This is a genomic window from Leifsonia poae, from assembly GCF_050632865.1.
GTDB lineage: Bacteria > Actinomycetota > Actinomycetes > Actinomycetales > Microbacteriaceae > Leifsonia > Leifsonia poae_B.
This window is the reverse complement of sequence record NZ_JBODSA010000003.1, coordinates 1,430,443-1,442,090: the sequence shown is the minus strand read 5'-3', so window position 1 is coordinate 1,442,090 and position 11,648 is coordinate 1,430,443. Positions and strand designations below refer to the sequence as shown.

Genomic DNA, 11,648 nt, shown 5'->3' with positions numbered 1-11,648 from the left:
GAACGAGGTCGGGAGGCGTCGGGTCGGTCACGCTGCCATCCTTCCCCGGCGGAGGCGGTTGCGCTACCGGGGGGTCAGGAGCGGGTCAGCGACGGATGTCGAAGGCCGCGAGCAGGCCGTCCTCCACTGAGCGCATGGTCCGCGGACTCAAGCCGCCGAGGCGGCGCTGCACGTCCTCCGGGTACATCGGCTGCACGTCGTCGCACAGCACACGGCCGACGACGCATTCGCCGTCGGGCACCGCGACGATGCTGGGCAGGTTCCGCTTCAGCGTCGTGGTGATCCGGACCACGAGAACACTCTCCAGACCCGCGTTGCGCCGGTTGTTGCTGACGACGAGGTAGGGCTTCGCCTCATCGAACCCGGGCATTCTGGCGAGGTAGACCTCGCCGCGCCGGTACTCGCTCACCGGCTCGAGGACCCGCCGCGCCGTCCGGCCCGCGCGCGCCCTTCGCGACGGCGGCGCTCTTCGTCCGCCCACTCGTCGTCGGCGGCCAGAGCGACGTACTCGGCAGCCTCCTCGGCTTCACGCAGATGCTCCAGGCCGGCTTCGAAGACGGCGTGGACGAGTTGTGCGTCGCTGGCGCGTGCGTCGACGTCGATCAGTGCGGAGAGGCGGACCGGCGAGCGCCGGACGACCCTCAGCTCCTCTTCGTCGCGATCGGTCAGCGGGACGGACAGGCGCCGTCGGGGCGTCGAGGGAGTGGCGAGGGCGCTCATATGTCCAGTCTCGCCGAGTCGGTGATGCACATCAACCCGAAAGTGATGCATGCATTGTCTGGGTCAGGAGCGCACGAGCGCGATCGCCTGGGCGCGGTCGCGGACGGCGAGCTTGGCGAAGAGCGCGTTGATGTGCGTCTTCACTGTGGAGACGCCGACGTAGAGGGTGCGGGCGATCTCTGCGTTGCTGAGGCCGTCGGCGACGAGCGCGAGCACTTCGGCCTCTCGGCGGGTGAGCGTCGGGAAGCGGGCCAGGAGCGCGTCCACGGGCTGCGGCTCGGCGGGTGCCGCCGCCGTGAGCGAGTGGACGATGCGCGCGCCGACCTCCGGTGCGAACGTCGACTGCCCGCTCGCGACCGCGCGGACCGCGGCCGCCAGTTCGGCGCGGCCGGCGTCCTTCGTCAGGTACCCGCGGGCGCCCGCCCGGAGCGCCGCGACGATGGAGGCGTCGTCGGCGTACGTGGTCAGCACGAGGACCGCGGTGCCGGGCGCCTCGGCAGTGACCCGCGCCGTCGCGGCGGCGCCGTCGAGGACGGGCATGCGCAGGTCCATCAGGAGCACGTCCGGATGCTCGGACACGGCGAGCGCGACGGCCTCCGCCCCGTCAGAGGCTTGGCCGACGACCTCGACGTCCGGCAGCAGCCCGAGCACGGTGACGAGGCCGTCCCGGACGATAGCCTGGTCGTCGGCCACCGCCACCCGGATGCGGGCTGCGTCCGTCACAGCAGCGCCTCCGCGGTCACGGTGAACCGTCCGGCGTCGGCCGTCGCGGTCGCGGAGCCGCCGTGCGGGAGAGCGGCGAAGCGCTCGGCCATCCCAACGAGGCCGTGACCGCCTCCGGAGCGCGCGAGCCCGGGATACGGCGCGGTGAGGGGTTGGAGACGACGAGGCGCACGCGGTCAGTCTGCCAGGACAGCCGCGCGTCGACCGGCGCGCCGGGAGCGTGCTTGCGTGCGTTGCTCAGCGCCTCCTGGAGAGCGCGCTGCAGGGCGCCGGCCGCATCCGCGGCGAGCGGGCGGCCCTCGCCGTCGACCGCGAGCTCCACGGAGCCGCCGAGCGAGCGGTGGGCCGACACCAGGTCGTCGAGGGTCCGCTGCACGTCCTTCGCGGTCACTGTCTCCGCACCGCTCGCCTCGACGGGCGTGCGGAGGGCGGCGACAGCTCGCCGTGCGTCCGCGAGACCGTCGGCCGCGAGCCGTCGCGCGTCGATGACGCGGGAGCGCGCGGCGGCGTCGTCGCCGGCCTCGAGGAGCGCGTCGACCGCATCCAGCTGCATCACCAGGCCGCCCAGGCTGTGCGCGAGCACGTCGTGCAGGTCGCGGGCGAGGGCGACGCGGGACGCCTCCTCGCGCATCGCCGCGTCCTGCTCCCTCAGCAGCGCCTCCCGCTCCTCCGCCCGCCGGAACTGCCGTCGGCTGAGGCCGCCGAACGCGCCGAGCAGGATGCCGCCCAGCATCGAGAGCAGCGCCGGCACCGGCGTGCCGACGGGCACCGCGCCCACCGCCGTCAGGAGCAGCGCGAGGGCGGCGAGCGCGAACCCGCTCCAGAGGGGCACGGCGATGTCCCCGAGAACCGCGAGGACGCCCACGGCCGCCGGCACGACCGTCAGGCCGTCCGTCGCCGCCGCCGCGACCGACCCTAGAACGGTCGACAGCAGGACGCAGACCAGGGCCGAGCGAGCCAGCCCGTAATGCGCGAGCACGCTCCGCGCGACCCAGAGGGCGAGGGACGCGAAGGCGACGACGACCACCCACAGCGGACGCGCGCCGCTGTGGGTGGTGACGAGGCCGTAGCCGACGGCCGCCGCGCCGAAGACGGTCAGCGCGAGGGCGAGGCCGCCGGGTCGGGAGGAGACGATCACTCGACCATCATGCGGCCGACGGCGGCGTGGCGCTCGAGCCGCGCGGCGAACACGGCGGTGCGAGCCACCCGGTTGGCCGCGAAGACGAGCAGGATGACGCCGGTCGCCGCGGCCAGGTGCGACCCGGCCTGGGCGGCCAGCACGTCCACGACGATGCGGACCGCGACGACCACCAGCCAGAGCGACATACCCCACGCCCCCGTGCGGGACTCGTAGACGGCGAGGTCGCGTCCGTCCCGTCCCGCGGCGACAGGCTCGGGCAGGCGGCGGAAGTGCGCGATGGCGCCCATCCATGCGCCGACGCCCAGCGAGAAGAGCAGTTCGCCTACGAGCACCGCGATGTCGAGCGGGGTGATCGAGGCGGGCTTCACCTGCTGCGCGATCAGTGCGCAGCCGACGATGCCGAGGATCAGCGGCGAGCGCCACATCCGGCTCACGACGACCGGGCGCCACGTCATCTGGCGCACGCCGATCCACACGATCAGCAGGAGGATGAGAAGGCCGTTGGCGATCATCTGGAGTGTCATGACCTCAGCCTCGCGTCGTCGCGCGGGGGACGGGACCACCCGCGGGTGGAGGCCGGGTGGAGATCCGCCGGGACGCGGGAGGAGCGCGACTAGGCTTGCCGCGTGCCCGCCTCCCAGAACCCGTCCGTCACCCTCTCCGAGAGCGGGTACCTGGCCACCGTGGAGCCGGACCGGTTCGTGCCGGGCGCCTACCAGCTCGTCGTGGACGGGACGCCGCAGTCGCACGTGAACCTCGACGACCCCTCGCAGCTGTTCTTCGAGTACGTGCAGCGGATGGGCAACGTCATCGACCTGATCGGCGAGCCCGGCGAGCCGATCACGGCGGTCCATCTCGGCGCGGGCGCCCTCACCCTCCCGCGCTACATCGCCTACACGCGGCCGGGATCGCGGCAGCAGGTGGTGGAGCTCGAGAGCAAGCTGGTGGAGCTGGTGCGCGAGCAGCTGCCGCTCCCCGCTACGCGCAGATCCGCATCCGGCACGGGGACGCCCGCGAGGTGGTCGGCAAGCTGCCCGCCGGGCTACGCGGCTCGGTCGACCTGCTGGTCGTCGACATCTTCAGCGGCTCGCGGACGCCCGCGCATGTGACGAGCGTGGAGTTCTATCGATCGGCCGTCTCGCTGCTGAAGCCGGACGGGATCGTGCTCGTCAACGTGGCGGACGGCCCACCGTTGACGTTCGCCCGCAGCCAGGTGTCGACGCTGGGGGCCGCGGTGGAGAACGTGGCGGCGCTGGCGGAGACGCAGGTGCTCAAGGGCCGACGGTTCGGGAACGTGGTGCTGGTCGGGTCCAACTCGCCCCTGCCGCTGGAGTGGCTGCCGCGGCTGCTCGCCAGCGGACCGCATCCAGCCAAGGCGGTGGCCGGGGAGGAGCTGCGGACGTTCGCGGCCGGGGCGCCGATCGTGACGGACGCGACCAGCGTGCCGTCGCCGACGCCGGCGCGCAGCATCTTCCAGAGCGGGACGCGGCGGGACTGACCCGCAGGCCGAGGCCGTTCAGGCGTGCCGGAACAGCACGCCCTGGCCGGGCCGCAGCTGCGCGAACGCGTCGAGCGAGGCGTCCGCGATCACCGCGATCACCGGGTACCCGCCGGTGACGGGATGGTCGGCGAGCAGCACGGTCGGGCGTCCGTCGGGCGACACCTGCACGGCCCCGGCGACCATGGGCTCGCTGGGCAGCTCGCGGTCGACCGCGCGTTCGAGCAGGGGTGCCGCCGCCGCGACGTGCCGCGCCGTGGCGGGCGCGTCGAGGCGCATCCCGATGCGGTCGCTCTCCTGCCCCGCGCGCCACTCCACGGTGAAGAACGCCTCGAGGGCCGCGTCGGTGAACCAGTCAGCCCGTGGCCCGCGGTGCGCGCGGACCTCGACGGGTCCGGGCTCGGGATCGGCGACGGGCACGAAGTCGAGCAAGGGCACGTCGGTGCCGGAGGCGGCGCCCGCGGGCAGCAGGTCGCCGGCGGCGAGCGGCGCGGGGCCCAGACCGGCGAGCGTGTCGCGGGAGCGGGATCCGAGGATGGGCGGAACGGCCACGCCGCCGCGCACGGCGAGGTACCAGCGCATCCCGGTCGCGGCGGTGCCGATGCGGAGCACCTGGCCGGCGGCCGCGCGGACGGCTTGGTGCGCATCCACGGGCCGATCATCGAGCAGCAGGGGCCGGTGGCACCGGTCACCGCGAACCACGTGTCCTGCTCGAAGCGGGCCTCGAAGCCGCCCAGCAGCACCTCGATCCCCGCGGCGCCCTCTGCGTTGCCGAGCAGGCGGTTGCCGAGGCGCAGCGCGCCGCGGTCGAGCGCGCCGGAGACGCCGACGCCGAGCGCGGCGAGGCCGGGGCGGCCGAGGTCCTGCAGCAGGGCGAGCGGGCCGGGGGTCAGGATGCGGATGCCGCCGCTCATGTCGCCTCCCGGAACCGCACCACGGTGCCCGGGCGCAGCAGCGCGGGCGGGTCGGCGGTCTCGTCCCAGAGCACGGCGTCGGTCGTCCCGATCAGTTGCCAGCCGCCGGGGCTGGAGCGCGGATAGACGCCGCTGAACGAGCCCGCCAGGCCGACGGCGCCCTGGGGCACCGCCGTGCGCGGGGTGGACCGGCGCGGCACGTCGAGCGGGTCGCCGTCGGGGACGAGGTAGGCGAATCCCGGCGCGAACCCGCCGAAGGCGACGCGCCACGGGCGGCCGGTGTGGAAGGCGATGACGTCGGCCTCGGTGCGTCCGGTCAGGCGCGCGACCTCGGCGAGGTCGGAGCCGTCGTAGCAGACGGCGAGCTCCACAACCCCGGCGTCCGCGGGCGGGGCGGGCAGCGGCTCGGCGCCGTCGATCCAGGCGGCGGCGACGCTGAGGGGCAGGATGCGCGGCTGCACGACGACCGCGATGGTCCGGGCCGCGGGCACCAGGTCCACCACACCGGTCGGGCGGCTCGCCTCCAGGCCCCGGAACAGGGCGAGCACGGCATCCAGGTCGTCCAGCTCCACGAGCAGGGCGTGGTCGCCGTACGGCAGGATGCGGCGGCTCACGCGAACGGCTCCACAGCGACGCCGGAGGCGGCGAGGGCGTCGCGCACCGCGCGTGCCATCGCGACGGCGCCCGGGGTGTCGCCGTGGACGCACAGCGAGTCGACCCGCACGTCGATGTCCGTGCCGTCGATCGCGGTCACGCGCCCTTCGGCGACCATGCGGACCGCGCGGTCGGCGATCGCGTCCGCGTCGGACAGGAGGGCGCCCGGCTCGGTGCGTGGGACCAGCGTTCCGTCGGCCCGGTAGCCGCGGTCGACGAAGGCCTCGTGGACGAAGCGCAGGCCCGCCTCCCCCGCCGCGCGCTCGACGGCCGAACCGGCGAGGCCGAGCAGTGCGAGCGACGGGTCGAAGGCGACGACGGCGTCCACGACCGCGTTCGCCTGGGTCTCGTCGTGCACGATGCGGTTGTAGAGGGCGCCGTGCGGCTTGACGTAGCGCGGGGCGGTGCCGGCGACGCGGGCGAGGCCGGTCAGCGCGGCCAGTTGGTAGAGGACTTCGTCGCGCAGCTCGCCGGGCGGCACATCCATCGAGCGGCGGCCGAATCCGGCGAGGTCGCGGTACGAGACGTGCGCGCCGACCGTCACGCCGTTGGCGGCGGCCTCGCGGCACGTGGCGAGCATGGTGGACGCGTCCCCGGCGTGGAAGCCGCACGCCACGTTGGCACTGGACACGACCCGCAGCAGGGCGGTGTCGTCGCCCATCGACCACGCGCCGAACGACTCGCCGAGGTCGCTGTTGACGTCGATCGCTGCGCGCATGCCGCCTATTGTCTCAGCCCCCGCCGGTCGCCGCCGAGCCCAGGAAAACGTCGCTGATCCGGCGATGGGGCGACGTTTTTCCTGTGCTCGGCGGCTGCGGGCGTACGAGGAGGGGGTCAGCGGCGCGCGCGGGCGCGATGCGCGCGCACCTTGGCGCGGTTGCCGCAGCGCTGCATCGAGCACCAGCGTCGGGTGCCGCTGCGCGAGGTGTCCAGGTAGACGAGGTCGCAGTCGTCGGCCGAGCACTCGCGGATGCGGCCGTCGACATCCGGGCCGAAGAGGCGCACGGCATCCCGGGCGATCGAACCGAGCGCCTGGTGGGGGCGCGCCTTCGTGCGGCCCGCCTGACGCGCACCGCCGGCGAGCACCGGGGGATGTCGGGGGTGGCGGCGAAGAGGTTCACCACATCCACGTCGTCGGGCGACAGCGCCTCGGCGAGGCTGGCCTGGCGCGCCAGGCGGCCGATGGCCGAGCGCAGCGTGCGGGCGTCGCGGAACTCGCGCTCCCCCGCGGTCGGCGCGACCTCGGGGAACCGCTCGGCGAGCCAGTCGTTCAGCGAGTGCGCGTCGCGGACCGGGTGCGCCTCCTCCGCGTCGCGGTCGAGGCCGCCGGTGTAGGCGAAGTCGAGGGCGAGCGAGCCCGAGTCGAACCACCAGCGCTGCCCGTCGGCGGGCTCCATCCACTGACCGGTCCCTCGGGTGAGTATCGCTTCCGTCGCCATGTAACCAACGATATCGGTTACAGGCTCGGTCCCCCGGCCACGAAGAACCCTACCCGAGACCGCTGCGGCATACTGGGCGGATGACCGCGACGAGGCCCGATCCGCAGGCGACGCTCGAAGGACCGACGGTGCTGCTGCGGGCGCTGACCCACGACGACCTGCCGGACCTCTTCGACGCCATCGGGCACCCCGAGGTCTTCGCCGGGGGCTGGGGCGGAGGGCCCGCGGCGTACCGCGACACCTACGAGGAGTGGCGCGATTTCATCCTGGGCTACCTCGACTGGGACCGCAGCAACGTCACCGCCGTCGTGCTGCGCGACGGGGACCGGCTGGTCGGCACGACGACGCTCGGCGACTTCGACCTCGTCAACGACTCGGCCCACATCGGTTGGACGGCGTATGCGCCCGAGGCGTGGGGCGGCCGCGTCAACGCCGAGACCAAGCGACTGCTGCTCGGCACCGCGTTCGACCACGGCTTCGAGCGGGTGAAGCTGCAGGCGGATGTGCTCAACGAGCGGTCTCGGTCCGCGATCGTCCGGCTCGGCGCCCGCTACGAGGGCGTCCTGCGCCACACACAGCGCCGCGCCGACGGGAGCTGGCGCGACACGGCGGTGTACTCCATCCTCAGCGAGGAGTGGCCGGCGGTGCGGGATGCGCTCGACGAGCGGATCGGTGCGACCCGCGCCTGAGCGGCGGCTACTCGGCTGCGCGCGCCGCGGCCACGCGCCGCTGCGCCGGCGACACCTCGCGGTGCTGCCATGAGATGAGGTTGGCGGCGTCGAACCGGCGTGAGCACGCGCCGCAGGCGAGCGCCCGCGCGGGCTTGCGGTAGCGATAGTGCGTGTGCCCGTTCGGGCAGGTGCCAACCCACGGTGCGAGATCGTCGGCGATGGCCCCGCCGTGGAGGCGCTTGCCCTCGTAGCCGAGGTCGATGGCGATGGCGCGCCAGCGCGGTCCGTGCCCGGCTCGGGGTCCGGCGAGCGCGTGCGCGACCTCGTGCAGGAGGATCTGATGGATCTCGTCGTCCTCGTACCGCGCGGCCAGGTAGCGGGAGACGGTGATCCGCTTGGAGGTGTAGTTGCAGAGGCCGGCCCGGGTCTTGGCGTTGTCGAAGCCGAAGGTCCAGACGGAGGGGTCGAGGTGCAGCGCGATAAGGGCGTCGGCCCAGCGCCGGACGCGCTCGAGCTCGGCCATCAGGCACGGCTCCTCTCCGAAGCGCTCCACTGCTCCATGCCGAGCATCCTACGCGCGATCGGTGTCCGTCTCGGCGCCAGGAGCGGCAGCGGCGGGGGCCCCGGAGGCGCCGCGGTGGGCGTCCAGAGCCGACTGGACGACCGCGACGGCGGTCAGCGCCGCCTGGATCTCGGCCGGGGACGCGCCCAGCTTCTCGCGCAGGAACACGGCGGCCGTCATGTCCGCGAGGGCGTTCTCGTAGTCGCCCATGTCGAAGTACACCTTGCCGCGGTTCTGGATGGCGAACGCCTCGAGCGCGGTCCACTCGCGACCGCGGGCCTCATCCACGCAGCCGGTCAGCTCCACGATGGCCTCGTCGGCCTTGCCCTCGTACTGCAGCACCTGCGCTCTGCGAACACGCGCCCCGAGCAGCTGCTCGCGGTCGCCGGTGAAGCGCGCCTGGCGCACGGCCTCGTTGGCCACCTCGTAGGCCTCGTCGAGCCGGCCCAGCAGGCGCAGGAGGACGGCCTTCTCGTTGAGCGCGCTGAGGCTGCGCAGGCTGCCGAGCTCCTCAAGACGCTCGCCGGCAGCGCGCAGATCGACGCGTTCGCGCAGGGTGGTCGGATCGTATCCGAGGATGATGCTCAGGGTTCTGCTCCCGATCGGTGTGACGCCCCAAGACTACCCGCAGACGCGGGTCAACCCGGGCGCTTGACAGCCTGAGCCGGCGTGAGTCGCACTTCGATGAGCCGGTCGTCGCCTGTGCGCGGCGATCCGCGTCCGTCCGTGTTGTTCGTCAGGACCCACAAGCGGTCACCCACGGCCACCACATCCCGGAGCCGTCCGAACGCGCCTTCGAAGAAGGGAGCCGCGGTCACCGGCGCCGCGCCGTCGGTCGACCACGCCGTCCACAGCCGCTGGCCGCGGAGGGCCGCGAGGAACACGGTGTCTCCGACGATGGCCAGTCCGCTCGGACTCGCCTCGGACGTCGGCCACTGGTAGACGGGGTCGGTGTACGCGGGGTCGCCGCCGACGCCCTCGACGACCGGCCACCCGTAGTTCGACCCGGGGCGGATGATGTTCAGCTCGTCCCAGGTGTTCTGGCCGAACTCGGACGCCCACATGGTGCCGCGCGAGTCCCAGCCGATGCCCTGCGGATTGCGGTGGCCGTATGTCCACACCGGCGAGCCCGCGAAGGGGCTGTCGGCCGGCACCCGACCATCCGGGGTGACGCGGAGGATCTTGCCGCCCAGCGAGCCGACGTTCTGCGCATTGGCCGGATCGGACGCGTCCCCGGCTGTGACATAGAGCATGCCGTCGGGGCCGAACGCGATGCGGCCGCCGTCGTGGCTGCCCGCCTTCGGGATGCCCGTGAGCACGGGCGTCGGAGCCCCGATCGCATACGAGCCGGGTGCACCGCTGAGCGGCATCCGCACCACGCGGTTGTCCTCGGCGGTGGTGAGGTAGGCGTAGACCTCGCTCGGCGCGTCCGTCGACCGCACCGCGAGGCCGAGCAGGCCGCTCTCCCCTGGTGGACGACGCCGGGCACGGTCCCGACATCGCGGAGCGTGCCCTGTGGCAGCCGCTCCCGGATCCGCCCGGAATCGCGCTCGCTGATCAGGGCCGACCCGCTCGCGAGCGGCACCACCGACCAGGGCGCGTCCAGGCCCGTCGCGAGCTCGGTGGTCTGCCCACTCGGTTGCCACGGGATGGCCGCGACGGCCGCCGAGGTGCCGGTCGGCCGCGGTGTCGCCGTCGGGGTCCGGGTGACCGTGGGATCCGGCTCCGGGGCGGGCGATGAGCATCCCGCCAGGACGAGAACGGCCGCCGTCAGGGCGAGGAGCCCTGAGCGGCGGCCGAGACGGATCATCGTGGCCCGCAGCCGTCAGTCGACGACGCGGACGTCCTTCCAGAACGCGACGTAGTTGCTGTAGTCCTTGCCGACCCGGTCGAACGAACTCGGGTACGGGGTGGGGTAGCTCCAGGCGCGGTCCTGCAGCAGGCCCTCGTCCGACTTCACGGAGAAGTACTGGCACTCGCCCTTCCACGGACACGTGTACGGGGTGGCGCTCTCGACGAGGTAGTCGGAGTTCACGCTCGCGGGCGGGAAGTACCAGTTGCCCTCGATGCGGATCAGGTCCTCCTGCGGGGCCTCGGCGATTACGGTGTCGTTCAGCACGGCTTTCATGTAAAACCTCCTGTCCTGGCGAACGTACCGCGGCCCGGGTTCATTCCTCGGGGCGTGCACCGCTCTGCCGGGAGGCTCGCAGGACCATCACAGCGTCGGAGGTGCCGAGGCGGCCGGCCGCGGCGATGTCGGCGAGCGGAACGCCCGCGGCGATCCGCTCCTGCCCAGAGGCGGAGGCGGTGAGGAGGTGCGCGACGGCGCCGCGGAGACCGGTGAAGGCGGCGCACGCGGCGGCGGCCTCGGGTGACGCGTAGTCGATGCCGAGGGCGGCGAGGGCGTCCACGACAGCGCCGGCGGCGAGGAGGTCTTCGACGGCGAACCGCGGGGCCCCGGTGGCGGTCGCGCCTCCTGCGGCGACGAGCGCGACCATGGTGCGCCGGCCGAGGCGGACCTGCTCGTCCAGGATCCACCGGGCGACGGCCTGCACATCGGTGAGACCCGCGGCGAGCGCCGCTCCCTCGCCGGGGAACGCGGGAGGCTCGGCGCCGGGAAGCGCGTCGACCCAGACGATGACGTCGGCGTCCTGCGCCACCGCGTCCAGGCCGTCCACACCCCAGTCGAACCGCACCTGGTACTTGGCCTGGCGGTGGGCGTCGGGGATGGCGGCGGTGCGGGAGTCGGTCACCGGGGCATCGTAGTTCGGCCGGCCGGACGCGGCCGCGCCTCTCCCGGCGACGGACGCATCTGGCGTCGGATGAGCTCGAAGTCGTGCCGCGTCAGCTCGATGACGCCACGCCGCAGCTGGTAGCCCCAGTCGGGCCGGTCGCGGGTGAAGTCGAGCATCCCGAGCATCGGGCGGATGGGCGTGGGCACCGCGTCGTGGTCCCAGTCGATGCGGCGGCGCCACGGCTTGAAGTCGCCGGCCGGTCCGGTCATGGAGGGACCCTGCGTGACCTGGAACACGTCGTCGTCGGCCACGCGACCCACCGCGGTGAACTGCTTGAGCGGTTCGCCGTCCGGGTAGGAGTCGCGCGGCGAGTAGTAGACGAACCCGTCGGAGGGGCCCATCCACTCGAGCGGACCCCGCGCCCCGTGATTGACCTGGGCGAAGCCGCCGGCGACCCCGCGCAGGACGTGGTCGTGCTGCACCACGCCCAGCCAGTAACGGATCGCCATGCTCCCGTTGTAGCGCACACCACCGTCACGGGTGTCGAAACGGGTGGTCGGGGTTCGACGTGTCTCTGTACGGAACTGAGTG

15 protein-coding genes and 4 pseudogenes are annotated in these 11,648 nt (G+C 73.4%); 2 read left to right on the top strand and 17 right to left on the bottom strand.

Features of this window, described 5'->3' with window-relative positions:
- Window positions 1-85: 85 nt before the first annotated feature.
- From ACRAWB_RS17580 to ACRAWB_RS17560, 5 genes are all read right to left on the bottom strand, one after another.
- Window positions 86-409 (bottom strand): type II toxin-antitoxin system PemK/MazF family toxin, encoded by a 324-nt coding sequence (locus ACRAWB_RS17580; RefSeq protein WP_363805417.1) that lies wholly within the window; start codon window positions 407-409, stop codon window positions 86-88.
- Entirely contained in the window at window positions 406-720 is a 315-nt protein-coding gene (locus ACRAWB_RS17575; protein ID WP_431354495.1) for a hypothetical protein, read from the bottom strand. The genes ACRAWB_RS17580 and ACRAWB_RS17575 overlap by 4 nt, the downstream gene beginning before the upstream one ends.
- Window positions 721-783: 63 nt before the next feature.
- Window positions 784-1,443, bottom strand: coding sequence for a response regulator transcription factor (locus ACRAWB_RS17570; protein WP_431354494.1), 660 nt, complete (start codon window positions 1,441-1,443; stop codon window positions 784-786).
- Window positions 1,444-1,459: 16 nt separating this feature from the next.
- A complete protein-coding gene (locus ACRAWB_RS17565) occupies window positions 1,460-2,581 on the bottom strand; it encodes a sensor histidine kinase (RefSeq protein ID WP_431354493.1) in 1,122 nt (373 codons plus the stop codon).
- Window positions 2,578-3,108, bottom strand: a complete 531-nt coding sequence (locus ACRAWB_RS17560) for a hypothetical protein (protein WP_431354492.1) — start codon at window positions 3,106-3,108, stop codon at window positions 2,578-2,580. The genes ACRAWB_RS17565 and ACRAWB_RS17560 overlap by 4 nt, the downstream gene beginning before the upstream one ends.
- Before the next feature lie 102 nt (window positions 3,109-3,210).
- On the opposite strand from ACRAWB_RS17560, the pseudogene ACRAWB_RS17555 reads away from it, so the two are divergent.
- A pseudogene (locus ACRAWB_RS17555) lies at window positions 3,211-4,082 on the top strand (spermidine synthase).
- An 18-nt stretch (window positions 4,083-4,100) separates the two neighbouring features.
- Here ACRAWB_RS17555 and ACRAWB_RS17550 read toward each other — a convergent pair.
- The 6 genes and pseudogenes from ACRAWB_RS17550 to ACRAWB_RS17525 all read right to left on the bottom strand — a co-directional run.
- Window positions 4,101-4,733 (bottom strand): biotin-dependent carboxyltransferase family protein, encoded by a 633-nt coding sequence (locus ACRAWB_RS17550; RefSeq protein ID WP_431354491.1) that lies wholly within the window; start codon window positions 4,731-4,733, stop codon window positions 4,101-4,103.
- Window positions 4,734-4,819: 86 nt separating this feature from the next.
- Window positions 4,820-4,996 (bottom strand): annotated as a pseudogene (locus tag ACRAWB_RS17545) (allophanate hydrolase subunit 2 family protein); the annotation flags it as partial.
- A complete protein-coding gene (locus ACRAWB_RS17540; RefSeq protein ID WP_431354490.1) occupies window positions 4,993-5,610 on the bottom strand; it encodes a 5-oxoprolinase subunit B family protein in 618 nt (205 codons plus the stop codon). The gene ACRAWB_RS17540 and the pseudogene ACRAWB_RS17545, both read right to left, overlap by 4 nt.
- Window positions 5,607-6,368: a LamB/YcsF family protein gene (locus ACRAWB_RS17535; protein ID WP_431354489.1), complete on the bottom strand. Its 762-nt coding sequence runs from the start codon at window positions 6,366-6,368 to the stop codon at window positions 5,607-5,609. Before ACRAWB_RS17535 ends, ACRAWB_RS17540 begins: the two co-directional genes overlap by 4 nt.
- Before the next feature lie 116 nt (window positions 6,369-6,484).
- Window positions 6,485-6,655 (bottom strand): CGNR zinc finger domain-containing protein, encoded by a 171-nt coding sequence (locus ACRAWB_RS17530; RefSeq protein WP_431354543.1) that lies wholly within the window; start codon window positions 6,653-6,655, stop codon window positions 6,485-6,487.
- Window positions 6,656-6,696: 41 nt separating this feature from the next.
- Window positions 6,697-7,047, bottom strand: a pseudogene (locus ACRAWB_RS17525) (ABATE domain-containing protein); the annotation flags it as partial.
- 122 nt (window positions 7,048-7,169) lie between these two features.
- Here ACRAWB_RS17525 and ACRAWB_RS17520 point away from each other — a divergent pair.
- Window positions 7,170-7,778, top strand: a complete 609-nt coding sequence (locus ACRAWB_RS17520; protein WP_431354488.1) for a GNAT family N-acetyltransferase — start codon at window positions 7,170-7,172, stop codon at window positions 7,776-7,778.
- A gap of 7 nt (window positions 7,779-7,785) precedes the next feature.
- On the opposite strand, the gene ACRAWB_RS17515 is transcribed toward ACRAWB_RS17520, so the two are convergent.
- From ACRAWB_RS17515 to ACRAWB_RS17490, 6 genes and pseudogenes are all read right to left on the bottom strand, one after another.
- Window positions 7,786-8,283 (bottom strand): SprT-like domain-containing protein, encoded by a 498-nt coding sequence (locus ACRAWB_RS17515; protein ID WP_431354487.1) that lies wholly within the window; start codon window positions 8,281-8,283, stop codon window positions 7,786-7,788.
- A gap of 48 nt (window positions 8,284-8,331) precedes the next feature.
- Entirely contained in the window at window positions 8,332-8,745 is a 414-nt protein-coding gene (locus tag ACRAWB_RS17510) for a hypothetical protein (protein WP_431354486.1), read from the bottom strand.
- A 215-nt stretch (window positions 8,746-8,960) separates the two neighbouring features.
- Window positions 8,961-10,132, bottom strand: a pseudogene (locus ACRAWB_RS17505) (PQQ-dependent sugar dehydrogenase).
- Between the two features lie 15 nt (window positions 10,133-10,147).
- The gene (locus tag ACRAWB_RS17500; protein WP_431354485.1) at window positions 10,148-10,450 is read right to left on the bottom strand and encodes a DUF427 domain-containing protein; all 303 of its coding nucleotides are present in this window, start codon (window positions 10,448-10,450) and stop codon (window positions 10,148-10,150) included.
- A 40-nt stretch (window positions 10,451-10,490) separates the two neighbouring features.
- Window positions 10,491-11,075, bottom strand: a complete 585-nt coding sequence (locus tag ACRAWB_RS17495; protein ID WP_431354484.1) for a 2-phosphosulfolactate phosphatase — start codon at window positions 11,073-11,075, stop codon at window positions 10,491-10,493.
- Window positions 11,072-11,566 carry an EVE domain-containing protein gene (locus ACRAWB_RS17490; RefSeq protein ID WP_431354483.1) on the bottom strand — a complete coding sequence of 165 codons (495 nt, stop codon included), beginning with the start codon at window positions 11,564-11,566 and terminating at the stop codon, window positions 11,072-11,074. Before ACRAWB_RS17490 ends, ACRAWB_RS17495 begins: the two co-directional genes overlap by 4 nt.
- Window positions 11,567-11,648 lie beyond the last annotated feature (82 nt).

Bases quoted from the DNA above. Each gene is read 5' to 3' on its own strand.
- ACRAWB_RS17515 (WP_431354487.1), bottom strand. From the start codon at position 8,283: ATGGCCGAGCTCGAGCGCGTCCGGCGCTGGGCCGACGCCCTTATCGCG.
- ACRAWB_RS17500 (WP_431354485.1), bottom strand. From the start codon at position 10,450: ATGAAAGCCGTGCTGAACGACACCGTAATCGCCGAGGCCCCGCAGGAG.
- ACRAWB_RS17520 (WP_431354488.1), top strand. From the start codon at position 7,170: ATGACCGCGACGAGGCCCGATCCGCAGGCGACGCTCGAAGGACCGACG.
- ACRAWB_RS17575 (WP_431354495.1), bottom strand. From the start codon at position 720: ATGAGCGCCCTCGCCACTCCCTCGACGCCCCGACGGCGCCTGTCCGTC.
- ACRAWB_RS17560 (WP_431354492.1), bottom strand. From the start codon at position 3,108: ATGACACTCCAGATGATCGCCAACGGCCTTCTCATCCTCCTGCTGATC.
- ACRAWB_RS17490 (WP_431354483.1), bottom strand. From the start codon at position 11,566: ATGGCGATCCGTTACTGGCTGGGCGTGGTGCAGCACGACCACGTCCTG.
- ACRAWB_RS17535 (WP_431354489.1), bottom strand. From the start codon at position 6,368: ATGCGCGCAGCGATCGACGTCAACAGCGACCTCGGCGAGTCGTTCGGC.